Origin of the sequence: Achromobacter sp. PD1 (genome assembly GCF_048541815.1) — a bacterium.
In the GTDB taxonomy this organism is placed as follows: Bacteria; Pseudomonadota; Gammaproteobacteria; order Burkholderiales; family Burkholderiaceae_B; genus Achromobacter; species Achromobacter bronchisepticus_A.
On the sequence record NZ_CP183349.1, the window covers coordinates 6,593,784 to 6,617,172 of the forward strand.

A 23,389-nucleotide genomic window follows, 5' to 3' on the forward strand; every position below is an offset into this window, starting at 1 on the left:
AGTCGTATGTCGACAAATATTGCCTACGACCGCCTGTGGCTGGCATTGAAGCAAAGCCGGCCGATCGCCTTTGGTCTGTTTCTAGCACGCATGACCGGGAATCCAAAGGCGGCGATCGTACTGTCCCAACTCGCGCACTGGACGCGAACGGGGCGCGACGTTGCCCAGACCAACGGCTGGATCTTCAAGACTCAGCAGCAGTGGTGGATGGAGACGGGGCTATCCCGCGCTGAGCTGGACACGGCGCGGCGCCGTCTTCGCACCTTAGGTTTTGTTGAGGAAACGCTTGCCGGCCGGCCGGCGACACTCTGGTACCGAATGAACCTGCCGAACATCGCACGGGCTCTAGAAGTCTGCAGAAAGGAGGCTCTACCGGTCGAGCTGACATTCGAATTCATGCGCGCACCGGAACGTGCCGTACGCGATTTGCTTGGCCCCACCACTGCATACCATCGGATCCTTGCCGATTTGACTGGTGGAGTGAACGCGGGCCTGTTGCTGTCTCGCTTGCTGCAGCTGCAACGTCGATCGATCGAATCGGGATATCCCTGGTTCAGTCTGACCGCGCTCAACTGGCAGGAAGACTTGGCCTTGAATCGACGGTCCCTGGAAAACGCGAAGGCTCGGTTGAAAGAGCTTGGGCTGGTCCAGGAATTCCACCTTAATAGAGGCGCTAAACGCGTCTACACGCAGGTGGATCCGGCGTTGTTATGTGAGCTGCTGCAGGAGCAGTTCGCTTCCCAAGCGACGGCCGCTAAAAGGGCTGAGGTGGCAGGTATCGCGACAACCCGTCGCCACCAAGCATTTCAAATGTCCACAGGTGTTGGGGCGCAACTCCAACAAAATCAAAGATCTCCGCAGGCCAATGTACGAATCGAGCAAGCTGGGAATTCCCATTCGGGAAAGCCAGATTGCGCGAAAGATCCATTGCAGATAGACGGAAAAGTACGTAGCAGTTTGCAGGATTCGTCCACTTCTATAAGGGGTACGAATACATCTTCGAAAACAGATACGACCACAACCCACGCACGCGCGCCAGAAGCTGTTTTGCTGCAAAACGCGTCCGTGGTGGTTGATGTGGACATCCTACTGTGGCCAGACGTTCTCCCAGCTGGAAGCCGAGAGGGTGCGACGTCGATCCTTGGCTATGCCCCGGCCGCTGTCCGGCAGACGTTGTTGGACGAGTACGGTGCCAGGGCGAGGAGACAGGCTGTCGCTAACCCTCTCGGGTACCTACGGCGACTTGTGCTCCTGGCCCAACAAGGGCGTTTCGTACCCGAACTTGCGCACCTTGAAGCTCAACGCCGGCGCAACCTTGCAGCCGTGTCCGCCTCGGTAAGGGAAGCGGAGGCCGCTGTGACGGGTGACGTCGCACCTGCTTTGCAGCCGTCGTCGAAAGAAGAAGGCCGCGCCCGCCTGGCAGAACTGCGAGCAGCGATGGCAGAGCGGAGGGCCCGAGCATGAGTGTTTTGCAGCAAAACAAGCCGATCCAAGGAATCCGCTCCTCAGTTGACCACGGTCAGGTGGAGCAGCGTTCTTTTGGAGTGGGCCAGCATCACCCAAATAAACAAATTCAACAACGGAGAAGCGCCTGATGGCACCCAAAAAAATGGCGGTTGATTCGTCCCTGTCTGCGTTCGCGACGGCCGACACCTCCCCTTTTCCTGACCGCTACGACCTGGATGGCGAACGTCGCACCCTGGGCCCCTTGCTGGGCGAGGATGACCCCGACCCTTCTAACCCGTTCTTCGGGCGCCTGCAGCTCTTCTACGAGCGAGAAGCGGAGTTCAAGCGGATGCGCCAATCTCATGAAGCTCGTGCAGGAGCCGATCCCTTGGTAGGGAACTTCGAGGCGCGACAGATACGAACGCTGCCCTCCCTTGTCGCGGAAAGCCAAGACGTAATGTCCCTTCATACGTTGGAGGCGCTCCGGCTGTTTATGGGCAAAGCAGTTGAGCTGGGCAAGCAAGGGGCTCCCATCGCGGGCGGAAAGCGGGTCGCGGCTGCGCTGCGCTCTCTTTGGTCTCTGTCGTCTAACGACAATCCCTATGCTGATTGGGCATTGGTTGAAACGAAGGCTCGGATCGAAGACGTGCGTGCTTACATCAAGGCGGAGCAAGCGCAACTTCTTCAGAAACTGGAAGAGATGAAGAGCAAGGGCCTGACATATTCGGTTCTCCAGTCGCGCGAGCCAGCGCAGATGCAGCTTGGGTTTGCGTCTCCTTACGGCTACATGGTGGCGCTGCTCATCGTGGAGGTCGACTATTTCACCCGCGTGCTCAAGAGCGCCCAGCGCCGCGATCTAGTATCAGGCCGCCAAGGACATGCGTTGCTGCAATCCGTAAAGCACAAGTGTCGGAGCGTATTCGAGCGTGTTTTGTATTTGCAGAAGTACCTGATGAAGGAAGAACTCGTAGCGCTTAGCCGCGTCGATTTTGTAGCCGGGGCCGATGTCGTCGCTCAGCAGCGTGTGCAGGCAGTCAAGAAAATCTTCGGAGACGTGCCCAAGGCGGTGTTCATGGGCGAAGACGCGCCTCGACACACGAAGCGTCGGTTGAACCTCTCGCCGGCAGAGCTGCGCCTATTGGATGCTGTGCCGTTGACGGACGAGGTCACGGCAGGCGTAGATAAGAACTTGCTGGCCTAGGTGGAGGCGATCATGTCATCACCCTCTGTAAATGCTGCGCGGGACCCCAAAGCAGGTTATTCGGCACGTCATGAGTTGCTGGTGTCGAGAACGGGTGCCGGCCTGCCGTCTTATTCGTTCTCATCCGTATCTGTGGACATAAAAGCCTTTAAGGGTAAGGGAGCGTTCCGCTCCCTGTCGCGGCAGTTTGCGAACTCGGTGGCGCAGACAAGGGATGCCATGGACGCTCTGGCGCTGGACACGACCCGTTTCGAGGCAGGGTGTTACCTACGTTTGGTCGAGGAGCGCGGACGTGGAGCGCTGGGTCGCACCCGACTGCGCTGGTGCATCCGAGGACAAGCTCGGTACGTGCGCTTCGAAGCACTGCGCGACGTTCTGGCCGGCCTACCCCCGTCGGTCGTAGAGCACTTTCGGAACTGCGAAGTCAGAGCGGCGGAGCTAAATGTGTTGGAAAACGTATTGCGCCATGCGGTCGACCAAGTGGAGTCGTATTTACGAAATGGAGCGCTGCGCCAAAGAACCGGCTTTGGAGAGCCCTCTGCCGTTTTGCTGCAAAACAGCTCGGGTAATGGTGAAGCCGATGCTTAATGGGACGCTCGGTGGCGGGGCGGCAATGGATCGGCTGATCCTGCTTCTGCTCGCAGCGGCAATGTTCGCGAACGGTCTAGCTGCGATCGGCTTGCTCGTATGGGCAATCTTCCTTTTCCTGGTGGACGCGGAAATATGGGGCATACCTTTTGTCGGATCGTGCCTCTGCCTTGTTCTCGCGGCATGGGCCCACACCGCATTCGATGATCGGATCGCGCGCGCGACTGTTTTGCGGCAAAACGCGAAACCCTATGAACGAAACCAGCAACCTTGATGCCGCTTAAGCGGGGCGACTGACCCTGTCCCAGCGTCTCACAAACCTAACGAGGACCAACTTTTTTTGGAGCAGTGATATGGCAATGAGAAGCGAAATGAGCGGCAACGTTCTGATGAACCCCGTTTTGAAGACGGTCAAAGTGAAGGGCGAAGACCGTCAGGTTTGCGAACTTCGCGTGATGTGCTCCGAATACAAATCCGACGGACAAGGCGGGTACGTGCAGGACGATGCGCGGACGTTTCCTGTTCAGGCGACGATTTGGCACGAGGGAACGGCCAAGCGCGTTTATGAAGTCGTGCGGGTCGGCGCCTCGGTCACGGTTGTCGGGGCTACTTACGTGCGGCCCTGGGTCAATGAGCAAACTAATCAAGCTGAAGCCGGTATGTGCATGGACGCCGAACGCGTGAGCTTGGGGCTTCAACGGGTGGAGTCGGTGTTGTATCGCTCCAAGGCGCAGGTTGATGCACAAAAGGCCCCCGATACGGCGCCGGCCGCGGTCTAACCAAATTTCATATTCCCAGGGGTGGCGAGGCCACCTCTGTCGTGGAGAAAGTAGAGATGCGTATCAGCACGAGAAGGCCGAAGTGGGAACAGTTCCGGGAATCGCACGTCCTGCGCGTTGGCAAAGAGCAACGGGTTCTGGGCAGAGTGGACCTTGTCGGGTCTGTCGGGTACTGGTGGCAGACGGCCGATAAAACGGATGTGGCCTACACGCTCCAGGACGCGAAGCGACGGGTCGAGGATTTGCTTAGGCTCAGCGGTGGTGTGGTCGTACTCAAGGGCGTGGGGGCAGGCCCTGTGGCTCGCGCAGCATAGGGGTCATCATGACTAAACGCGTTTTCGGAGGCTTGGGCTGGGTGCGGAGGCCCGCTGTTGAGCTCGTCGTGGGGATTGCGGTCGTGTTAAGGAGGGCGCGCAATGCGACGATGAGACCTCCGCACATCATGTGGATGGTTTGTGGCCTCGTATGGTCTTGCGGTGTCCTGGGTGCCTTGGCCGCCCATCCCTCGACGGCAGGTAAGACCGTGTATGAACGACTCGCCAAATACCTCATCGCATATGCGGCCTTGTTGCTCGCAGGGCGCGCGCTTGCGTCAGTCCGGCGGCTCGGCCGCGAGGAGATGACCAGAGCCCACTTTCAACGCAACGTTGGAACGCGCCCCGGGTGGCCGCGTCAAATTCTTCAGGAGGGTAAAAATGAAGACGCTGATAATTGCTGAGAAGCCCTCAGTCGCGCGCGACATTGCTGCGGCGATTGGTGGATGCCGGCAGGCGGGGAGTTGGTTGGAGGGGGAGCAGTTCATCGTGAGCTCTGGGATCGGTCACTTGGTGCAGCTCGGCGATCCAGAAGCTGGCCCAATGGTGGCGGGATTCGGTGGGCTCCCCCGGATCCCGGAACGGTTTGCCCTCAGCCCGATCCCTGGAACTATCGAACAACTCAAGCTCCTGGGGAAGTTGATCGCTCGCCCGGACGTAGCGCGGGTGGTCAACGCTTGCGACGCTGGCCGGGAAGGCGAGCTGATATTCAACTTGATTTACGAGTTTCACAACGGGCAAAAGCCAGTCTTTCGGATGTGGATCCAATCCATGACTGCGACCGCGATTCGCGAGGCCTACAAAGGCCTGCGGCCGGCCTCCGCCTACGCCAGGCTGGGCGATGCAGCACGTAGCCGGTCGGAGGCCGACTGGCTTGTTGGCATCAATGGGACGAGGGCTGTTTCTGCATTGTCCGAGGCGCTCACAGAGCGGCGGGAACGTAGTTCTGTCGGACGAGTCCAGACGCCTACACTCGCGATTGTTGTTCACCAAGAGCTCGCCATCCGGGCCTTCGTGGCGCGGCCATACTGGGAAGTGCATGGCACGTTCGCCGTGCAAGGCGGCGAGTATGTTGCGCGCTGGCGGGGAGCCTCCGTAGAAGGGGCGGACGGAGCGGATATATCGCACCGCATATGGGATAAATCTAAGGCTGATGCCCTCCTTACCCGATGCCGGGGCGCGGTGCCCACATCGGTGCGCGACGAGTTCAAGGAGGTGTCGAGCGCACCGCCCAAGCTGTTCGACTTGACCACGCTCCAACGGGAGGCGAATATGCGCTTCAAGTTCTCCGCCAAAAAGACGTTGGACCTGACTCAGGCCCTGTACGAGAAGCATAAGGTCCTTACCTATCCGCGCACGGATTCCAACGCGCTGCCGGAAGACTACCTTGGCAAAGCACAAGCTGTAGTGCAAGCGCTGGGCGCGAGCGCGTACGCTGAGCACGCGAAGCGCATCGTCGACAACAGTTGGGTGCGGCCGGATAAGAGAATCTTCAATAACGCGAAGATCTCGGATCACTTCGCGATCATCCCCACAGGGAAAATTCCGGAAGGGCTGAGCGATGGCGAAGCGAAAGTTTTCGACCTGGTCGTGCGCAGGTTTCTTGCGGCTTTCCATCCCTCAGCAGTCTTCGCCAAGACTGAGCGAACAACTGTCGTGGCCGGCGATGCATTCATTGCATCAGGCCGCGTGCTTCAGGAGGCGGGTTGGATGGCTGTGTACGGCAAGGAACACGATTCGGAAGATGATGGCACATCTCTTTGTCCCCTTGTGGTCGGCGAGAAGGCTTCAAACGCGGGCATGAAGCTGGTAGCGCAAAAGACGAAGCCGCCCACTCGGTTCAACGAGGCGACATTGCTTGGTGCAATGGAGACAGCGGGAAAACTGCTGGAGGACGAAGAAATGCGGGACGCGATGCGCGATCGTGGTCTCGGCACCCCCGCAACGAGGGCTTCCATTCTAGAGGCGCTTCTTGCAGATCAAGACCGCGCCAAGCGCCCGATCGAGCCCTATCTAAGACGGGAAGGCAAGGAGCAGCATCTCGTGCCTACTGAGAAGGGCATCCAGCTCGTTCAGTTCTTGGAGGCAAACGGCCTCGAAGAATTGACGTCGCCCAGGATGACCGGCGATTGGGAGTGCAAGCTTCGACTTATGGAGCGCGCAGAGTATGACCGCTCCAACTTTATGGCCGAATCTGCGTTGTTCGCACGGCGTCTCGTGGATACGCTCAAGGCGCGCGCCGCGGCGGTTCCGCCGGCGCCAAAGAAGGCCCTTGCTGCTCCCTGCCCGCAATGCGGGGCTGGTCTAGAGGCCAGCGCGCGCCAGGTGCAGTGCAGCAAGGACTGCGGATACCGACAGCCCAGGTCGATTGCCGGACGCGAGCTATCCGATGCTGAACTGACTGCGCTTTACATCGATGGCAAAACAGGCCTCCTTGAAGGCTTCGTTAGCAAGGCCAAGCGTCTGTTCAACGCCAAGCTTAAGCTGACTGCAGAACGACGGCTGGAGTTCGAGTTTGAGCCCCGTGCGGAGCCTGTCACTGGTGCGGGCGTCACTGCAGGCGGCACCCAGAAGATCTATCCGTGCCCGCTGTGCCGCAAGCCACTAAGGCTTCGGCAGAGTGCGAAGGGGGCCTTCTGGGGGTGTGCGGCTTATCCAGAGTGCAAACACACACAGCCGGACGACGACGGCAAGCCGGGAGTCCGCACCTCGGCCGTCGCAGCGTCAATGCCTCCCGGGGAGGTGGCTCAGGCATCAGCCAGGAGGACGGTGCCGGCCGGCGCGGTGGGCTCCGGGTGTCCGACCTGCGGCTCCGGCCGGCTTGTTAGCCGCGCATCCGCGACTTCCGATAAGCGGTTCCTAGGCTGCAGTAAGTTCCCGCAGTGCCGCCACTTCGAATGGGAGAAGGGAAATGGCAAACCTTGATGTTCATATCCGATTCAGATCGGCAATTGGATTGATGGGCCAGGTCTCCCTGACGTTTGATGAGGGCGATGGGCGCACTCGGGCGTTTGGCAGACTTGCGATCGATATGGGTCTAGGGAAGGCGGAACGACCTGTCACAGCGAAGCTTGATGTCGCGTCAATGCGGCAGCTCGTCGACGGAATGATGGAGGCTATTTATGCGATTGAACGGACAGAGCGCCTATACGGCCACATGACAGACATCAAGGCGCCGAACACCGAAGAATGGCCCGCCTTGAGAGGAGGTGTCGCGTGAGCTTCATGGTTCTCGGTCTTGTCATTCTGGCAGTCAGTTTGGGGGTGGCCATCGCTGCGGTGCTGCGTGGACGCTTGGGGTTTTCCTGCCTGATGCTGGGCGTTGCGGTGATGGCTGTGGTGGGCGTCATCGCCCTTGAATACGACCAGGCCAACGCGCCCGCCGCACAAGGGTTTCAGTCGAAATGGAACCGCTAGGCCAGTCCATTGGAAATGGCTATTGCTGAGGCCTGTTTTGAAGCAAGCGAGATTGCTCGCACTACCGTACACACTGCGCGGTGTGTACGGTTGCGAAATCGGTCCGTAATAAATATGACGATTTTCATGATTGACATTCCGGGGACAGAGGAAAATGGGTAGGCCGTCATTTCAGCTAACGGATGACCATGCCAGGCGAATCATGAAGGCGATAGGCGATTTGCAGGTATCCTTTCCGGCCGCTTCGGATAACCGGGCATTTCTTGATGGGCTGATACGAGTCATTTTGGACGTCACGGGTCGCTTTTATGGCGTGCCAACATACCAGCGGATCTTGCGCGCCTACGCTCCGTCGCGAAGACCATCCACCACGACCATTTTGTCCGTACTGGTCGGGGTGCAGGGATCTTTCGCCAGCTTGCCGGCGCCCGGCAGTGAACCGGTGCCCAGCACTGCTACTGTGCCTCGCGCTGCGGCGGCAACTCCTCGGCAGGAGGAGCCGACCGCGGTTCGGCTGCTTGCAGTGGAGCTGGAGGAGCATCGCCGCCAGCGTCGGCTGTTGGAAGCTGATATCGCTCGGCTCGAAGCTGCGATACTGGAACAGAGTTGTGAGCTGTCGCGCGCCCAGGGCGAAGTGGGTAGTGCCGAGCGTGCGCTCAACGCTATGGCTGATAAGTTGGCGGAGCTGGTGAACACAGTGACGCACGTCACAGAAGCGGAGAAGGGTGGGCGTGCGTTCGCCCTGCGCGCGATCGAGGCCGCACGAGCAGAAAGCCGCCTATGGCGAGAGCGCTATGAAGGTCTGCAGGCGCTCAGGAAGGAAGAGCAAGCGCTGCTCGACTCGTATCGTCGGGCCGCTTTAGGGGCCGCAGGGGCCGCGCGATGACTGTGCTGGTGGAGATCCCTTCCCTTTCCATTGCGCGCGATCCTGAGGGCTCTCTATGCGTTCTGGGGGCCGTTCGCGACGACTGGGACGCGGCCGAGCGTTGGATTCAAGTGCTTGCGGCGCGAAGGCCCCCCGTAAGTCACCATACTTTGGCGAACTATCGACGCGAAATTGCCCGCATCCGGTGGTACTGCGAGTTGGTGCGGTCGGATGGCCCTGGGCGCTGGTCCATTCCCGACGTGACGGGTTATCTCGATTTTCTGCGAGACAGATCGGGTGAGTATCTCTGCGGCAGACGCGCCGCGCGCGCCGGGGATATCGACTGGACACCGTTTCGAGCCAGGCTTGGGGCATCCGCGCTGGCGAATGCGCAGAAGGTCTTGCATGCGCTCCTAAAATTCTGGTTCGAGGCGGGGTACCGGCGGGCTAATCCAATGGCATCGATCGGAAGTGGCGGAGGAGTAGGGCGTGAAGCGCCGCGCCGGCATGCGGTGCCTCCCGATTTGATCGACGAAGTGGTGGATTTTATGGAACAGATTCCATGCACGTCAGTTGAGAAGAAGCTGATGTTTCTGCGGGATCGATTCGTCATTCGGTTGCTGCAATTTACCGGGATGCGCGCAAGTGAAGTCGTGTTAGCCAACATGGGCGACGTGGAGTTGTACGCGGACCCAAAGACCGGTCGTGCGCATTGGTCCTTGTTGGTGAAACATGGCAAGGGCGGAAAAGTCGGACGTGTTGCGGTCCCAGCTCGGGTAATGGACGATCTCCGCGCGTACAGATATGCGTTTGGCTTTCCGCCAGAGCCAGTGTGCGGCGACTCCACCGCGCTGGTCTTATCCACGCGGACTCGAAAGTTGCACCGGACGGACCGAGCGCCGCAATCTGTGGTGGGGCGACGAAGTCAACGGCTGTGGGCCGAGGTGCGCCGGCGCGCGACACTCTGGGACATTGTGTGTGGCGCGTTTGTTCGTTGTGCAAAATCGCTGCGTGAAGCGGGGCGCGAATCCGAGGCCGCGTTGCTGGAACGTGCGTCGACGCATTGGCTTCGACACACATTCGGCCGCCAGCTGACATTGCGCGGGGTGGACGTCCGAGTTATCGCTAAGGCCATGCGGCATGGCGACGTTCGAACGTCCATGGCCTACACGGAGCTGGACTTTCTGGACGTCGTGAGAGAGCTCGAAAGTCCTCGACGATAGGGCGGGCTGTTGGTGTTGAAATTCATCCAACTTGAGATTTGGTTCACGGAAGTTGACGTGGCCCGGTACAGCCTCCAATACAAGAGCTCGGTCCGATGCTCGTCCGCTCCTGGCCGCGAGCCGTCCTTGCCGAGAGGCCGAGAACGACCCAAAGCGGTCGCTCCGCCAGGAAAAAAATGAAGGATGGGCGCAGCCCCCATTCAAGAGGGGCCTGCGATGAAAGCAGGGAACGCGGGCGGAAGAACCCGCGCTTCTGTGTCACATGCACACTTGGTAGCTCGGCTCGAGTTTGCTCAGAACCTCCGGCGCGCCAGACGCTGATACAACTAACGTGTGACCCAAGGACATCGCCAAATTTTTAGGCGTATCAACGAGTATGGCGTGTAGGAACAAGACCATGCCCGGCTGGGCTATGGTTCCATTCTCGGCGAAGAGCAAGGGTGGAACGTCCATCCAGCTGGGGCGAAAGGTCGCTCCGAGTGAATAGCCGCAGGCCGCCATGCGCGCATGGCCGTAGCCATGCCGGTCGAACACACGGCGATGAGCTTTGTCGATATCGCCCAATGGATTGCCCGCGATCGCGGCCGCGGTCATCGCGGTCAGCGCCTCCAGAGTGATCTCGAACATACGCTCCTGCTGAGGATTGTGCTTTCCGATCGCCACAGTCCGCATAAGGCAGGCGCAATAATGCCGGTAGCTGGCGGCGAACTCTAGTGTCAGTTGGTCTTCCTCGTCGAGATGCCGGTAGCCCGTAGCTGTACGCACCAACAAGGCGCGATCTCCGGATCCAAGGACCGGTCCCCCCGGAGGTGGATCACCGCCACCCCTGAATTGAACGGCCGCGCCGGCCGCGGCGATATCCCCCTCAAACGCGCCGGGACGCGCCGATTCCAGCATAGCGAGCAGGGAAGCGTCGGCCAGGCTCGCAGCCTCCCGCACGTAACGCAGTTCCGATTCCGATTTCACCACCCGCAAGGTCCGGACCAGATGCGAAGCGTCTACCAGGTTGCACCAGTCTGACAAGCGGGCATGCACGCGCGCATAGTTTTTGCCGATTAGACCGAAGTTGTCGGTTTCCATGCCGATCCGCTTGCCGGCGAGCCCTAATTCCACCAGGATTGCTTTCAGATCGTTGCTCGGATCCGCGCCCTCGTTGTCGTACCAGATGCGAATATCCTCGACTATTGAGGTGCGCTGCGCCTGGACCAGATCAGGACGGCGGGTTAGCAGTATGGGTGGCCGGTCGTCTGCAGTCAGGATCGTGCACTGGAAAAACACATAGCCCGCTGTGTCGAACCCCGTGAGGTAATAGTGGCTTTCCTGGGCGAACAGCAGCAAGGCATCTAGCTTTTCTGCCTGCATGTGCTTGCGCGCGGCCTTTATGCGGTCGAAAAACGTCTCGCGCGGAAAATGTAGCGCCATTGTGAGGTCTCCGATGGTAAGTCGTTGTGGAAGTAGAAGGTTCGACGTCAACGGCGTCGCTGCAGGGCTCGCGCCGCCAGCGGCAGCGCCACCGACACAAGAATGAGCAGGGTGGAGATCGCCGCAATGGCGGGGTCCACTTCATCGCGCAAGGAATTGAACATGCGTTTGGTGAGCGTGGCGCTCGGGCCGCCAGCGATAAATAGCGCCACAACCACTTCGTCAAGCGACGTAATGAAGGCCAGGATGGCTGCTGCCACGACCGAAAAACGAATCTGCGGAAGCGTCACGTCTCGGAACGCCCGCAACGGATGGGCACCCAGACTGCGCGCGGCCATCTCCTGGCTAAAGTCGAAACTGGAGAAGGCGGCGCTAACGGTGATGAACACCAACGGGAGGGCGAGGCAGGTATGCGCCAATACCAGGCCGAGCAACGTGTTATTCAGGCCCAGCTTGGCATACAGCAGGAACACTCCGACACCACATAGGATGACCGGCAGGGCCATGGGTAGCAGGAAGACGATCCGGAGCCAGCGCGCGTGGCCTGCTGTCACGCGAGCGGCGGCATAGGCGGCGGCTAGGCCTAGGGGCGTGGCTAACAACGTAGTGCCCACTGCCGCACGCAGCGACACCCACGTGGCTGCACGCCACTCCTGACTTTGGAAGTATTCCAGATACCACCGGAACGACCAGTTGGTGGGAGGGAAGGTCAGGAAACGTGAGTCGGAGAAGCTCATGGGGATCACCACCAACGTGGGAGCCACTAAAAACAAAACGATAAGCGCGCAGACGGGAGTCAGCCACCAAGGTGCGCGCGTGTGAAGCGAGTTTTGCATCGCCTTACCTCGCCAGAAGTTTTTCGAGACCGAACAATCGGGCCAGCAACCAGATGAACAGCAGGGTCACGGCCAGCAGCACCACACCGAGGGCACTGGCGGCACCCCAATCTCCATAGAGCGAGATGTTGCGTTCGATTTGCATGGACCACATGACCACGCGGCCGCCACCGAGCACGGCGGGGGTGACATAGAAGCCCAAGGACAGCACAAACACCAGCACCGAGCCGGCGGCCAAGCCAGGCACGGATAAAGGCAGGTACACGTGGCGGAAGGCCTGCGCTGGCGTAGCGCCAAGGCCGGCCGCTGCCTGCATGTAGTCGGCACCGATGGCGCGCATGCTCGCATAGAGCGGAAGCACCATGAATGGCAGCATGATGTGAATCATCCCTATGGCGGTGCCGGTGAAGTTGTGGACCAGCCGCAGCGGCGTGTCGATCAAGCCCATGTCGACCAGCACTCCGTTGATAACCCCACGCCTCTGCAAAAGAATCAGCCATGCGTAGGTGCGCACCAAGAGCGAAGTCCAGAACGGAAGCAACACGCAGAGCATCAGCACTGCCGCCACGCGGGCCGATACCCGCGCCATCAGATAGCAGAGCGGATACGCCAGCAGGGCGCAGGCTGCGGTCACCAGTAGTGCGAGCTCGAAAGTCGTGCGGAAGCTGTAAAGGAAAGCGCCGTGCCACAGTCGCTCGTAGTTCGCGAAGGTCAGTCCGTCGGGGCCGATTACGGACAGGGCCGACAGCCACAAGATCGGGCCAAGTAGCACTACGGCCAGCAGCATTAACGCCGGGGCGGCCAGCAGAAGGAGGCGCCACTGGCCGTGATGCACCCGGCCAGGCCGGGATGCTTGCACGCGTGGCAAAGTCGCGTCAGCGGCCATCACGGATCTCCTTGGGGATCAGTACGGTGTCTTCGACGTGCAGGGCCAGGGTGACCCTCTGGCCGGTCGAGACTCCGGACTCGCGTATCTGCGTAGGGCCAAGGCGCAGGGACACTTCCAGTCCGTCCTCCAGACGGACAAACAAGCGGGAGCTTTCGCCTTGGAACTCCGACTTCATGTTGTCCGGGATGCCGGTTGTGTCAACAATTGCAGGGTCAAGCTTTTCCAGAAGTCCTTCCTTCTCCATCAAGGGGCAGGACTGGCTGCCCTGCTGAACGATGTCCCATGCGGGCTTGCCGGAGGCAACCTGCGTCCGCACGTCGGCAAGACCGGACGTCGTGTCCTCTCTAATGGTGATGCCCAGCGCCTTTTCGGCGGGCGTGAACCAAGCTTGGCGCTGCGCCTTCTGAAAGGTCCCGCCCCAAGATGCCAATGTGATACTGCCGCCGTCGGCCTGCGCGCTGGTAGCGACGCACGCCATGATCAAGCCGCCCAATAACTTCGCATTCATTGTGTTCCCCTTGAATCATGAGTCGTGTCGGATGCCATTGGTACAGTCATACCGATAAAATTCATATATGCTGTAAACCAATCAATATATGCACAGCTTGTTTTGTAGAAAACTCTAGAGCAGAACGTTAGAAAACAACTGACTGAAATTCAATACATGAATTTTTTGAGTGAATTACCATGACTGTTGAAAGCGATACTCCAGAGCCGCCCCTAAGAGCGATACGCGCATTCGAGGCGTTCGCCCAGCACGGGACGATCGCCGATGCTGCTGCTGAGCTGAACATCACGCCCTCGGCCATCAGCCATCAGTTGCATCTGCTGGAAAGCTATATTCAGACTCCGCTCACGACGCGCAAGGGCCGTTCGCTTTGCCTTACGGATGAAGGTCGGGACTACTACCGCTCGATTCATACAGCATTCACGGTGCTGCGCAGTGCGACGAGGCAGGCGCGGGAGCGCGCCACTTTGACGCAGGTAACGGTGGGAGTCACCGGCCTGCTGGGTACTGGCTGGCTGCTACCGCGTCTGGGCCGCTTCATGCGTGACCACCCGGACATCGGCATCAATGTTGTATACGCCATGCACGGGACGTATCCGAGCGACTCCGCAGACTTGTCGATTCGTTTCGGCGCTGGCCGCTGGCCCGGCCACCACGCCACGCGGCTTCTGGCGGGAGCTGTCGTGCCCGTGTGTACGCCCGAATTTGCCAAGCGCTATGGGCCGTTCAGGCATGCTCGGGACTTGGCAATGGCGCCGTTGGTACACGACGGAGATCGCGCACGCTGGGCCGCCTGGTTCGCGCAGGCTGGTGTTAGGCCGGACCGACTGACCGGGCCGCTATTGGAGGATGCGCAGCTCACGTTGGGCGCCGTTTTGGCCGACATCGGTGTCGGCTTGCTGCGGTTGGTGCTTATTGAGGGGGAGCTTGCTTCCGGTCGCCTGACGCAGCCGTTCGACCAGAGTCTTGATACGGGGCTGGACTACTACCTTTGCGTTCGGGAAGAGGATCCTCCGACTGATGCGGCGACATCGTTAGCCGAGTGGATTCTGGCTGAAAGCACCGTTACGTCAAATTTGCCAGGCGCCATGCGAATCGCTCGGGCCTCCGCCTCTGCCTAAATTAGTGCCATCAGGCGCCATGGCGAAATTAAGGGCAATATGTGCTGCGATACGCAAAACCATTGGGTTGGGCTTCCGTCTGTCGGGTAGGGCGCTCGTGTCAAGAGGCTGGTAGGCAGGATGCCCAGAGAGCGTCGAACAGCATGCCTTGGTGCTGCGCGTGCTCTTCGCTTTCAATGATGAGCCCGTAGTTCTCCCGCTTGGATGAAATCATCGCGACGCAATTGCCGTATATCAGGGTGGTCATGGCCACGGTGGTTTCTGCGGGAGCCCATCGCAATTCACGTAGTTCTTTTTGGCTGGCTGGCCATATGTCGTCGGTGTCGCGGTTGCGCGAGCGGATTACGCGCATGCCAATGCCTTTTGCAATCCGGGCGTCCCGGTAGCGATTGATCTCTTCTAGGCCGGGGACCTCGCGCAGCTCGGACATTGAGAAGGTGGCACGTAGGGAATGTGGGCCATTTAGGCTGTCCCATAGCACGGTGCGGATGCCCTCGGCGCCTTCATAGAAGCGCGTCTTGGGTTTGCCTTTAGCCTGGTTATACATGGACCTCAGCTCCGGCATCATTTCCGTGACCATGACACGTCTTGCGGCAACGTATTCAAGTAGTACGGAGGGGTCGTGAGCAATCACATGGCGCTTTCGATCGACACCTTCGATCTTCAATAGGCCTTCTTCTTCGAGCCTCAGCACCGCGTCATAAGTCGTGGTGCGTGCCAGGCCGGTGCTCGCGGCTAGCTCGGACACGGGTACCTCGCCCAACTCAATGGCGGCCCTATACACGCGGTAAAGGTTGCCGCTGATGCCAAGCCTCCCGAGCTTCTCTTCCAGGTCCATTTCTCACGCGTCTCCTTATGTTGAGCAAGCGGGTGCGCGGCCCGCTGGCTGTGAATCTGAAGCGGCTAGACAGTAGCAAACGACACGCCAAGTGTCTATTCTTTTTGTAGGTCGGTAAATTCCGACATGACGGACCAATACTGTATTGTTTTTGTTGCTGCCAAAGCCGTCATGCAAAAAGAAGCACTTATAAAACATAGACTTATGTTCTGTCTAGGGTTAACCCAGGCACAAATTTCGTTGACGGCGTAATCCGTGATAAATACACTTTGTGCTCGATCGGCCAATTCTGCCGACGCTATCCGTCCTCCGCCAACTGCGGCAGACGCAACGCACATATGTGAGCAAGGGGAAGCAATGAAATTGATAGATAAGGGCGTGTTTTCAGCCGTTCTTGGGGTGGCTCTCGCTCTGGCGCAGCCGGCCCAGGCAGCCGACCCAGTGCGCATCGGCGTATCGAGCTATCTGTCCGGCGCCGGAGCCGTATTCGGCGTTCCCGCGCAACAGGCAGCGCGGCTGTTGGTGGAGAAAATCAATAACGCGGGAGGCATCAAAGGCGCGCCCATTGAACTGACGTTCATCGACGAAAATCATGGCGTGGACAATGTGGTTGTTGAGTACCGCAGCCTCGTTGAGTCAGCCAAGGTGGACGCGATGATCATCGGGCTGTCAAGCTCGATCTGCCTGGCGGTCGCGCCGGTAGCAGAGCAATTGAAGATGCCCACGGTGCTCTGGGACTGCGGCACGGAGCGGATATATACCGATGCCAAGTACGACTATGTGTACCGAACCGGTGACTACACGCCGTCGAACAACGTGGCCACGGCGCTTTACATGCTGAAGCTGATGCCCGAGGTCAAGACCATTGCTGGCATCAATCAGGACTACGCATTTGGTCGCGATAACTGGGCAGCGTTTCGCGGTGCGGTCCAAGCCTTGCGCCCTGACGTGAAGATCGTCGCCGAACTATTCCCGAAGCTGGGCACGTCAGATTATTCGACGGAAATTTCTCGGCTCTCGGCCATGCGTCCCGACGTCATCTTTACGACTTTGTGGGGCGGAGATATGAATACCTTCGTAAAGCAGGCGTCGTCCCGTGCACTGTTTCGCAATTCTCGTCTGGTCGCTGCCAACGGGGAGAGCTCTATGCAGCAGTTGGGCAAGGCCTTCCCTGAAGGCGCAATTGTGGGCATGCGCGGCGATAGCTGGGCGTTCAATCCTTCCATGGCAGGCAACCCCGAGCACCTGGCTTTCGTGACTGACTTCGAGAAGCGCACGGGCTCGTACCCGAGCTTCCCGTCGTACCACATGGCGCAAGCGGTGCGTGCGGTTCAACAGGCACTCGAGGCGTCATGGGATGGTGACCGTAAGACACTGCAGTCCGCGCTGCTTAAGGGCATGAAGGGGCTGGATCTGAATGATTTCACGGGTCAGCTGAAAATCCGGGAGGACAAACAGGCGATGGAAGGCCAGTTGCTGGGCGTGGCCACAGAGAAGAGTGGGCAAGATTTCAAATCCCTGAAGCAACTGCTGGTCATTCCCTCTGAGCTGACCTCTCCGCCTGCGGGGGTGAAAAGTGATGATTGGTTTAAGACTCTCACGCCCGATGTGATGCAACGGGTTGGCACTCCTTCTGAATAAGCTTCCGTCATGCAGCAAACGCTTCTATTGGCCACCCTCGACGGGCTGGCGCAAGCATCGGTCCTTTTCATGGTCGCCGTGGGCTTGAGTTTGATCTTCGGGATCATGCGCATTTTGAATGTGGCTCACGGCAGCTTCTACGCGCTCGGCGCCTACAGCGCCGTCGCCCTGGGTCTCTGGCTCGCCGGCCCTGACGGTGGGGTGTGGACCTATCCAGCACTGCTCCTGGCGGCGGTCGCCATCGGGGTGACTATGGGCCCGCTTATCGAGCGTCTCCTCCTGCGGCGGATCTATGGAAAGGAGCATGCGCTCCAGCTTCTACTCACGTTCGGAGTGTTCATGATCCTGGAGGATGTGCAGAAGATGATCTTTGGCGTGGAGCCTCAGTTCAATGACGCACCGCTGGCTATGCTGGGTATGGTCGAAGTGGGCGGGATCTACTACACCGCGTACCAGTTGTTCGTATTGCCGCTGGCGGCGATTACCGTAATGCTTGCGCTGACCATCTATTTCAACAAGACGCGTCAGGGCAAGTTGATCGCAACGGTGATCGAGGATTATGAGGTGGCGCGCGTGTTGGGTATCAATGCCAAGCGTGTCTACACAATCACCTTCATGCTTGGCACCACGCTGGCCGCCCTCGGCGGAGCGCTAGCATCGCCCACTACTTCGCTCGTTCCTGGCGTAGGAGCCGATTCCATCGTCCTATCCTTCGCGATCGTCGCTACGGCGGGCCTCGGCCACTTTCAGGGTACGGCTGTGACGGCGGTGATTGTTGGGTTGGCGCAGGCTCTGAGTGTGCATCTGCTACCCGCGCTGTCTTCCGTCATGCCCTATCTTGTCATGACCGCCATTTTGCTGGTCAAGCCCTACGGCCTTTTCGGCACGCCTCAAGTTCGTCGGATCTGAAAATGAGAGTTCATTCAAAAACGGCGGTGCTTGCCGGCCTGCCTTTCGTCTTTCTTGCAGCACTGCCGCTACTGGCGCCGTCGTTGCGATCGTTGGCGACCATGGCCCTAGCGATATCGTTCTGCGCCCTGGGCTTGTTGCTGCTGCTGCGCGCCGGTCAAGTTTCATTCGGCCACGCTCTCTACTTTGCCTGCGGCGCCTACGCCACTGCTTTCGGTACACGCTACGTAGGCGCGGACATTCTCGTCGTGATCATCATGTCGATAGTGTCCAGCGCGACCCTGGGCGCCGTCTTGGGCTTGATCCTGTGCCGGTATCGAGACATTTTCTATGCAATGCTTAACCTAGCTTTTTCAATGGTTGGGTTTACGCTCGTGCTCAAGCTGTATTCCCTGACCGGGGGCAGCGATGGTTTGACTGTGCGGATAGACTCAGTGGCCGGGATACCGGTGGACGTCGAGAGATTCGGCTGGACTTTGTTTTACCTCGCGTTGGTTCTGCTAGGTTTATCGCTATATGCGGTGACTCGCTATCTCTCCGCACCACCAGGCCAAGCTCTGTCGGCGCTCAAAACCAACGAGACACGCCTGGAGTATCTGGGAATTTCGGCGCGTCAGGTGCTCTATGTCGGCCACATTGTTTCGGCTGCCCTAGCTGGCCTGGGCGGCGCTATTGCGGCAATGGGAACTGGACACGTCACCCCGGAAATGGCCTATTGGAGCCGTTCGGCCGAGTTTGTCTTCATCGCGGTGCTAGGTGGGATCGGCAACGTGTTCGGTGCGTTGTTGGGGGCACTTTCTTTCGAGGCGGTGCGCAGCGCGGCGAGTGCTTATGCGGCCAATTCGTGGCAGTTGATCATGGGTCTGGTGCTGGTGGCGATCGTGCTGTTTGCGCCGGCGGGATTGCTAGGCCTGGGACGGCGCTTGCTCGTCCGCAAGGAGGTCCGGCAATGACGAATAAAGCCATCATCAGTTCGAAAGATCTGCACGTAGAGTTCGGTGGGGTGAAGGCAGCAAACGGGGTGAACCTGCAGATCCACCGCGGTCAGATCGCGTCCATCATCGGGCCCAACGGCTCCGGCAAGACTACTTTTCTGAATTTGTGCACCGGCTATGTACGTCCCACGAGCGGCAGTGTTCACTTTGGCGAAAAGGACCTGACCCGGTTGGAACCCCGTGCCATCACGCGCTTGGGAATTGCCAGAACGTTCCAGCTGCCCCAGCTGTTTTCCGAGCAGTCGGTGCTCGAGAATCTGCTACTAGCACTGGCGGCACGTGATGGATTTTGGACGCTTTCTTCGCTGTATCGCAAGGCCGCCCATGAGGAAGCTGAAGAACTACTGGCGCTTTTTTGCTTGCTCGACCAGGCCGGGAGGCAGATCGGTTCTCTGCCCGAAGGTGTGCGCAAGCTCGTGGACATCGCCGTGGCTTTGGCTCTGTCGCCAACCCTGCTGCTGATGGACGAACCAACCAGTGGTGTCAGCTCCCAGGAGAAATTCGAAATCATGGACATGCTGGTGCCAGTTTTGCGGCAGCGTGATATCACGGCATTGCTGGTTGAGCACGATATGGAATTGGTCGAGCGCTACATGGATCGCGTCATCGTCTGGAATGCCGGCCAAGTTGCCGCCGATGGGCCGCCCGCCGAGATACTTCAGAACGAAGAGGTCTTGCGCAACGTCATCGGAGGTGCCCAATGATGCTGCAGGCGAGCAAGTTGGTGGCACATATCGAGGGCGCGAGGGTACTGCGTGAGGTCGATCTTGATATTCGCGCGGGTGAAACGGTGGCCCTGATTGGGCGCAACGGTGCGGGCAAGACTTCACTGCTGCGCAGCATCATGGGTACGCTGCCACTTGACGAGGGCGGGCTGCTGTTTCAAGGGCAGAATCTTTCGAAGCGGGACGCCTATGCACGTGCCGGGCTAGGAATTGGGTTTGCGCCCGAAGAACGCCGCCTCATCGGCAAGTTCACTGTCATGGAAAATATGATGGTGCCCGCATGGGCATGCAGACTTAAGGAGCCGCAAGTACGTGAGCGGCTGGATCTCATATATTCCGTGGCGCCGGAGCTGTCGCAGCTCGCGCCGCGTCTGGGCGGCCTGCTTTCAGGCGGCCAGCAGAAGATGGTGGCGCTGGGCCGCGCGCTCATGGCCGGAGATAACCTGGTGCTGCTAGACGAGCCCTTCCAAGGGCTGGCGCCTGCGCTCGCACTTCGCTATGCCGATAGCCTCAAGACCCTGCGCGCGCGTAAACCTGACCTGGCCATACTGATCACCGAGTCCAACCCCAAGCTGCTGCGACCGATGGCCGACCGTGTCGTCACTATCGAGCGCGGCGAAATCATCTCTCAGGAGTCGTCGCAATGACATTCAAGGCGGCAGTCGTTCAGACCGCATCAGTGCCGTTCAACAAGCAGGCTACGCTGGAAAAAGTGGTCGCAAAAATCCATGAGGCGGCCGAGCTGGGCGCCAAGCTTATCGTCTTTCCAGAGGCTACGATTTCAGGGTATCCGAAGGGCAGCGACTTTGGTGCCCGCGTGGGCGGGAGATTGCCACGAGGCCGAGAGGAGTTCCTACGCTACTTCAACGGGGCGATAACGGTCCCAGGGCCGGAAGTCGATGAGATCGCGATGGCAGCCCGAGAAGCCCAAGCCTATGTCGTGATTGGCGTCATGGAGCAGGAAATCGGCACTCTGTATTGCACCGCGCTTCACTTTTCGCCTGCGGGCGAAATGATCGGCAAGCACCGCAAGCTGATGCCCACCGCGGTCGAAAGGCTGATCTGGGGGTATGGCGACGGCTCAACATTGCCGGTGTTCAACACGCCGCATGGAAAAATGGGCACTGTCATCTGCTGGGAAAACTACATGCCGCTCCTGCGTATGGCAATGTATGGGAAAGGCATCCAGCTCTATTGCGCCCCGACGGCCGACGACCGTGATGAGTGGATTACTAGCATGCGGCATATCGCCATGGAAGGGCGCTGCTTTGTGTTTTCCGCCTGCCAGTACATCACCCGTGGCGAGTATCCCGAAGACTACGACGCGATCCAAGGAAATTCGCTCGATACCGTATTGATGCGCGGCGGAAGCGCGATCATCAGCCCTTCCGGTCAGCTGTTGGCCGGGCCGGACTATGACGGCGAGTGCATTCTCACAGCGGATATCGATCTAGATGATGTTACGCGAGGCAAGTATGACTTCGATGTTGTCGGACACTATGCCCGTCCGGATATCTTTAAACTCGTCGTCGATGAAAGTCCCAAGCCGCCGGTCGTGACTGTCAACCAAGCATGACAAAGCGGCGGCTCCCCTGTGGGGCCGCCTGCTACACCGGCAGTGTCATCAGCGCCCGAAGAGGCCCCGGATACGCATCAACTCGCGATGGAGGGATTCACTCTTTTGGAACGGTGCTCGGCCATGTAAATAAAAGTAGTTGTTCAGCACCACGAGCTCGCCGGGAGGAAGTGTGATCTCTTGCACACCAGAGCTGATTTCAATCGATGCCGACAGGTCATGCACATACAGAGCCTCTTCAAGTGTGGCGGGCTGCAGAAACTGATCAATGAAGCAGATCGCTAGACCGTAGCGGTTTTGAAAAAAGAGAGGCCGTTCCACTTGCTCCGCGACATTCTTCGAGGCTGGGGATTTGTATAGCAAGGGCTTGGTCGCGAGGGGATGCTGTAGAAAGTTGCCGATATGCTCCCAATCGTCGAGGTGCAAGAAGCGAGACTCACCACCCACGGCATCGTGCTCACTGAATTTCATCATCAGCAGCCAGTCTGTCGCCTCGGAAACATAAGTGCCGTCGGTGTGCATTGTGAACAGACGGTAGGCTTGGCGAAGATAAGAGTCGCTGTTGTCCGTGTGCTTCACCATGAAGCGTGCGTAGTACTTGCCGGACATGGAGTCGTGGTTGGCCGGTCCGAGCAGATAGGCTATCGCTGTGCCAAACTTCACAAAATCATCCGGATCGGTAGACACGCCCTGAAGGCCAATAGTGAATCCGCCGTGGTCTCGGTCTTCGACGATGGAGGTCAGAGTTCCCCGCAGTTCGTCACCACACGCCTTCATCAAGGCCTCAGCCACCTTGAAGCGCATAAAGGGAACATATTCCAGGTTCTGGACCTCGATGTCCTTGACTTCAGCCAGGAAGTGCAGGAGAGCCTCAGGTCGAACTGTCACCTTGCGTACTCGAGAGTGCGTCTCATGAGGGGCCACCTTGACGGCTCCCGAAGACAAGCCCTGGGCGTCGCTCACGTCATTCATAATGTACCTCTGGTGAAGTGTGTATGTGGACTCATTAGAAGTGACACCGTGCGATTGTTAAACATGCGGCCAGCGATAGTTTGTTCGATATGAGCGATAAAAATGTCGAAACGCGCACGTTGCGCTATTTCATAGCAGTGGCGGAGCACCTCCATTTCTCAAAAGCTGCCGACGCGCTGGGAGTGTCGCAGTCGGTCCTGAGTGTGGCGATCCAAAGACTGGAGACTCAACTGGGCGTCAAGCTGCTACAGCGCAACAAGCGACAACCCGTCTCGCTGACTGATGCCGGCAAGATCTTTCACGCGCATGCACTCATCGCTCTTCAACATATAGATCTGGCAGTACAGATCGGGATGCAGGCCGCGCGTGGCCTGGCGGGCATTGTCAGGGCGGGCTTTGTTGGTTCGGCAGTCACCACGGGCGCTCTCCAGGGCGCACTGAAACGTTATCGTGCGGAACATCCGGCCGTCCGTGTAGAGATCGTGCCTATGGAAACGCCCGTGCAACTGGAAGAACTGAGGACGGGCGCCATCGATATCGGCATTGTCCGAGCCAGGCGTGCGTATCCGGAAGGCGTGGCCGCTATCGAATTTCAGTCAGAGCGACTCGCCGTCGCCATGGCAGAAAATCATCCACTCCACTTGAAGGACGAGTTGTCGCCCTCAGATCTTGCCGGAGAGGTTTTCATCATCCCTCAGTTTGATGAGAGCGAAGGCTTTTCGGAGATCTTGGCGGACTTGGCCAAGGCGGGAGGCATTCTTGGGCAGCAGCATCAGCGCGTAAAGGACTTCATCTCGGCCGTTGCGCTCGCCGCCGCGGGATATGGCGTGGTATTGGCCCCAGAGTCCATCGTGAGGCTTTCGCCGCCCGGTATCGTATATCGGTCGATCACGGCGTTCGATCGGCGGGTAAACCTTGCTCTAGCGTTTCGAACTCGTGGGAATTCTCCGGCAGTCGTCGCTTTGATCGATACTGTGCGCGGGGGCAACCACTAGAAGAAGACTGCGTCCATTGCACGCTTCTGCCCGCAAGGGGAACTAGAGTCAGTTGAGGCGCTTGGTCGGGCACTCTCGGCGACCTTCAGTCCTAGCAGCAGCGGCGGCGCGAACTGGTACGTACTTCAA

Annotated in this window: 24 protein-coding genes; 18 read left to right on the top strand and 6 right to left on the bottom strand. The window is 59.0% G+C overall.

Annotated elements, in window-relative coordinates; genetic code table 11:
- Window positions 1-6 precede the first annotated feature (6 nt).
- From ACM1PE_RS31145 to ACM1PE_RS31190, 10 genes are all read left to right on the top strand, one after another.
- Window positions 7-1,464, top strand: a complete 1,458-nt coding sequence (locus tag ACM1PE_RS31145) for a hypothetical protein (protein WP_088588751.1) — start codon at window positions 7-9, stop codon at window positions 1,462-1,464.
- 130 nt (window positions 1,465-1,594) lie between these two features.
- Window positions 1,595-2,647 carry a PFL_4669 family integrating conjugative element protein gene (locus ACM1PE_RS31150; RefSeq protein ID WP_263900040.1) on the top strand — a complete coding sequence of 351 codons (1,053 nt, stop codon included), beginning with the start codon at window positions 1,595-1,597 and terminating at the stop codon, window positions 2,645-2,647.
- A gap of 12 nt (window positions 2,648-2,659) precedes the next feature.
- Window positions 2,660-3,235, top strand: a complete 576-nt coding sequence (locus tag ACM1PE_RS31155) for a hypothetical protein (protein WP_175156560.1) — start codon at window positions 2,660-2,662, stop codon at window positions 3,233-3,235.
- A complete protein-coding gene (locus tag ACM1PE_RS31160; protein WP_175156559.1) occupies window positions 3,216-3,509 on the top strand; it encodes a hypothetical protein in 294 nt (97 codons plus the stop codon). The genes ACM1PE_RS31155 and ACM1PE_RS31160 overlap by 20 nt, the downstream gene beginning before the upstream one ends.
- A 97-nt stretch (window positions 3,510-3,606) precedes the next feature.
- Window positions 3,607-4,014 carry a single-stranded DNA-binding protein gene (locus ACM1PE_RS31165; RefSeq protein ID WP_254607200.1) on the top strand — a complete coding sequence of 136 codons (408 nt, stop codon included), beginning with the start codon at window positions 3,607-3,609 and terminating at the stop codon, window positions 4,012-4,014.
- A gap of 695 nt (window positions 4,015-4,709) precedes the next feature.
- Window positions 4,710-7,253: a DNA topoisomerase gene (locus ACM1PE_RS31170; RefSeq protein ID WP_175156557.1), complete on the top strand. Its 2,544-nt coding sequence runs from the start codon at window positions 4,710-4,712 to the stop codon at window positions 7,251-7,253.
- Entirely contained in the window at window positions 7,240-7,548 is a 309-nt protein-coding gene (locus ACM1PE_RS31175; protein WP_263900042.1) for a hypothetical protein, read from the top strand. The genes ACM1PE_RS31170 and ACM1PE_RS31175 overlap by 14 nt, the downstream gene beginning before the upstream one ends.
- Window positions 7,545-7,745 (top strand): hypothetical protein, encoded by a 201-nt coding sequence (locus ACM1PE_RS31180; RefSeq protein ID WP_175156555.1) that lies wholly within the window; start codon window positions 7,545-7,547, stop codon window positions 7,743-7,745. Before ACM1PE_RS31175 ends, ACM1PE_RS31180 begins: the two co-directional genes overlap by 4 nt.
- A gap of 202 nt (window positions 7,746-7,947) precedes the next feature.
- On the top strand, window positions 7,948-8,631 hold the full coding sequence (locus ACM1PE_RS31185; RefSeq protein ID WP_254607199.1) for a hypothetical protein: 684 nt from the start codon (window positions 7,948-7,950) through the stop codon (window positions 8,629-8,631).
- The gene (locus ACM1PE_RS31190; RefSeq protein ID WP_254607198.1) at window positions 8,628-9,833 is read left to right on the top strand and encodes a tyrosine-type recombinase/integrase; all 1,206 of its coding nucleotides are present in this window, start codon (window positions 8,628-8,630) and stop codon (window positions 9,831-9,833) included. The genes ACM1PE_RS31185 and ACM1PE_RS31190 overlap by 4 nt, the downstream gene beginning before the upstream one ends.
- 258 nt (window positions 9,834-10,091) lie before the next feature.
- Here ACM1PE_RS31190 and ACM1PE_RS31195 read toward each other — a convergent pair whose 3' ends face one another.
- The 4 genes from ACM1PE_RS31195 to ACM1PE_RS31210 form a co-directional block, all read right to left on the bottom strand.
- Window positions 10,092-11,255 carry a M24 family metallopeptidase gene (locus ACM1PE_RS31195; protein ID WP_263900045.1) on the bottom strand — a complete coding sequence of 388 codons (1,164 nt, stop codon included), beginning with the start codon at window positions 11,253-11,255 and terminating at the stop codon, window positions 10,092-10,094.
- A 47-nt stretch (window positions 11,256-11,302) separates the two neighbouring features.
- Window positions 11,303-11,992 carry an ABC transporter permease gene (locus tag ACM1PE_RS31200; protein WP_254607196.1) on the bottom strand — a complete coding sequence of 230 codons (690 nt, stop codon included), beginning with the start codon at window positions 11,990-11,992 and terminating at the stop codon, window positions 11,303-11,305.
- A 103-nt stretch (window positions 11,993-12,095) separates the two neighbouring features.
- Window positions 12,096-12,977, bottom strand: a complete 882-nt coding sequence (locus ACM1PE_RS31205) for an ABC transporter permease (protein ID WP_175156551.1) — start codon at window positions 12,975-12,977, stop codon at window positions 12,096-12,098.
- Window positions 12,967-13,488 carry a TOBE domain-containing protein gene (locus ACM1PE_RS31210; protein ID WP_175156550.1) on the bottom strand — a complete coding sequence of 174 codons (522 nt, stop codon included), beginning with the start codon at window positions 13,486-13,488 and terminating at the stop codon, window positions 12,967-12,969. The genes ACM1PE_RS31205 and ACM1PE_RS31210 overlap by 11 nt, the downstream gene beginning before the upstream one ends.
- A 179-nt stretch (window positions 13,489-13,667) precedes the next feature.
- Between ACM1PE_RS31210 and ACM1PE_RS31215 the strand changes: the two genes are divergently transcribed.
- Window positions 13,668-14,609: a LysR substrate-binding domain-containing protein gene (locus ACM1PE_RS31215; RefSeq protein ID WP_175156549.1), complete on the top strand. Its 942-nt coding sequence runs from the start codon at window positions 13,668-13,670 to the stop codon at window positions 14,607-14,609.
- Window positions 14,610-14,709: 100 nt separating this feature from the next.
- Here ACM1PE_RS31215 and ACM1PE_RS31220 read toward each other — a convergent pair whose 3' ends face one another.
- Window positions 14,710-15,447 carry a TrmB family transcriptional regulator gene (locus tag ACM1PE_RS31220; RefSeq protein WP_263900048.1) on the bottom strand — a complete coding sequence of 246 codons (738 nt, stop codon included), beginning with the start codon at window positions 15,445-15,447 and terminating at the stop codon, window positions 14,710-14,712.
- Between the two features lie 357 nt (window positions 15,448-15,804).
- Between ACM1PE_RS31220 and ACM1PE_RS31225 the strand changes: the two genes are divergently transcribed.
- From ACM1PE_RS31225 to ACM1PE_RS31250, 6 genes are read left to right on the top strand one after another with little or no spacing between them, the layout of a single operon-like run.
- Window positions 15,805-17,088, top strand: a complete 1,284-nt coding sequence (locus tag ACM1PE_RS31225; RefSeq protein WP_175156547.1) for an ABC transporter substrate-binding protein — start codon at window positions 15,805-15,807, stop codon at window positions 17,086-17,088.
- A gap of 9 nt (window positions 17,089-17,097) precedes the next feature.
- Window positions 17,098-17,997 carry a branched-chain amino acid ABC transporter permease gene (locus ACM1PE_RS31230; protein ID WP_175156546.1) on the top strand — a complete coding sequence of 300 codons (900 nt, stop codon included), beginning with the start codon at window positions 17,098-17,100 and terminating at the stop codon, window positions 17,995-17,997.
- A 2-nt stretch (window positions 17,998-17,999) separates the two neighbouring features.
- Window positions 18,000-18,950 carry a branched-chain amino acid ABC transporter permease gene (locus tag ACM1PE_RS31235; RefSeq protein ID WP_175156545.1) on the top strand — a complete coding sequence of 317 codons (951 nt, stop codon included), beginning with the start codon at window positions 18,000-18,002 and terminating at the stop codon, window positions 18,948-18,950.
- Window positions 18,947-19,696 (top strand): ABC transporter ATP-binding protein, encoded by a 750-nt coding sequence (locus ACM1PE_RS31240; RefSeq protein ID WP_175156544.1) that lies wholly within the window; start codon window positions 18,947-18,949, stop codon window positions 19,694-19,696. Before ACM1PE_RS31235 ends, ACM1PE_RS31240 begins: the two co-directional genes overlap by 4 nt.
- Window positions 19,693-20,364, top strand: coding sequence for an ABC transporter ATP-binding protein (locus ACM1PE_RS31245; RefSeq protein WP_217470045.1), 672 nt, complete (start codon window positions 19,693-19,695; stop codon window positions 20,362-20,364). Before ACM1PE_RS31240 ends, ACM1PE_RS31245 begins: the two co-directional genes overlap by 4 nt.
- Window positions 20,361-21,293 carry a carbon-nitrogen hydrolase family protein gene (locus ACM1PE_RS31250; RefSeq protein ID WP_175156543.1) on the top strand — a complete coding sequence of 311 codons (933 nt, stop codon included), beginning with the start codon at window positions 20,361-20,363 and terminating at the stop codon, window positions 21,291-21,293. The genes ACM1PE_RS31245 and ACM1PE_RS31250 overlap by 4 nt, the downstream gene beginning before the upstream one ends.
- Before the next feature lie 48 nt (window positions 21,294-21,341).
- Here ACM1PE_RS31250 and glaH read toward each other — a convergent pair whose 3' ends face one another.
- Window positions 21,342-22,265: a glutarate dioxygenase GlaH gene (gene glaH, locus ACM1PE_RS31255; protein ID WP_175156542.1), complete on the bottom strand. Its 924-nt coding sequence runs from the start codon at window positions 22,263-22,265 to the stop codon at window positions 21,342-21,344.
- 89 nt (window positions 22,266-22,354) lie between these two features.
- Here glaH and ACM1PE_RS31260 point away from each other — a divergent pair, with 89 nt between their 5' ends.
- Window positions 22,355-23,260 (top strand): LysR family transcriptional regulator, encoded by a 906-nt coding sequence (locus ACM1PE_RS31260; RefSeq protein ID WP_175156541.1) that lies wholly within the window; start codon window positions 22,355-22,357, stop codon window positions 23,258-23,260.
- The last annotated feature ends 129 nt before the right edge of the window (window positions 23,261-23,389 follow it).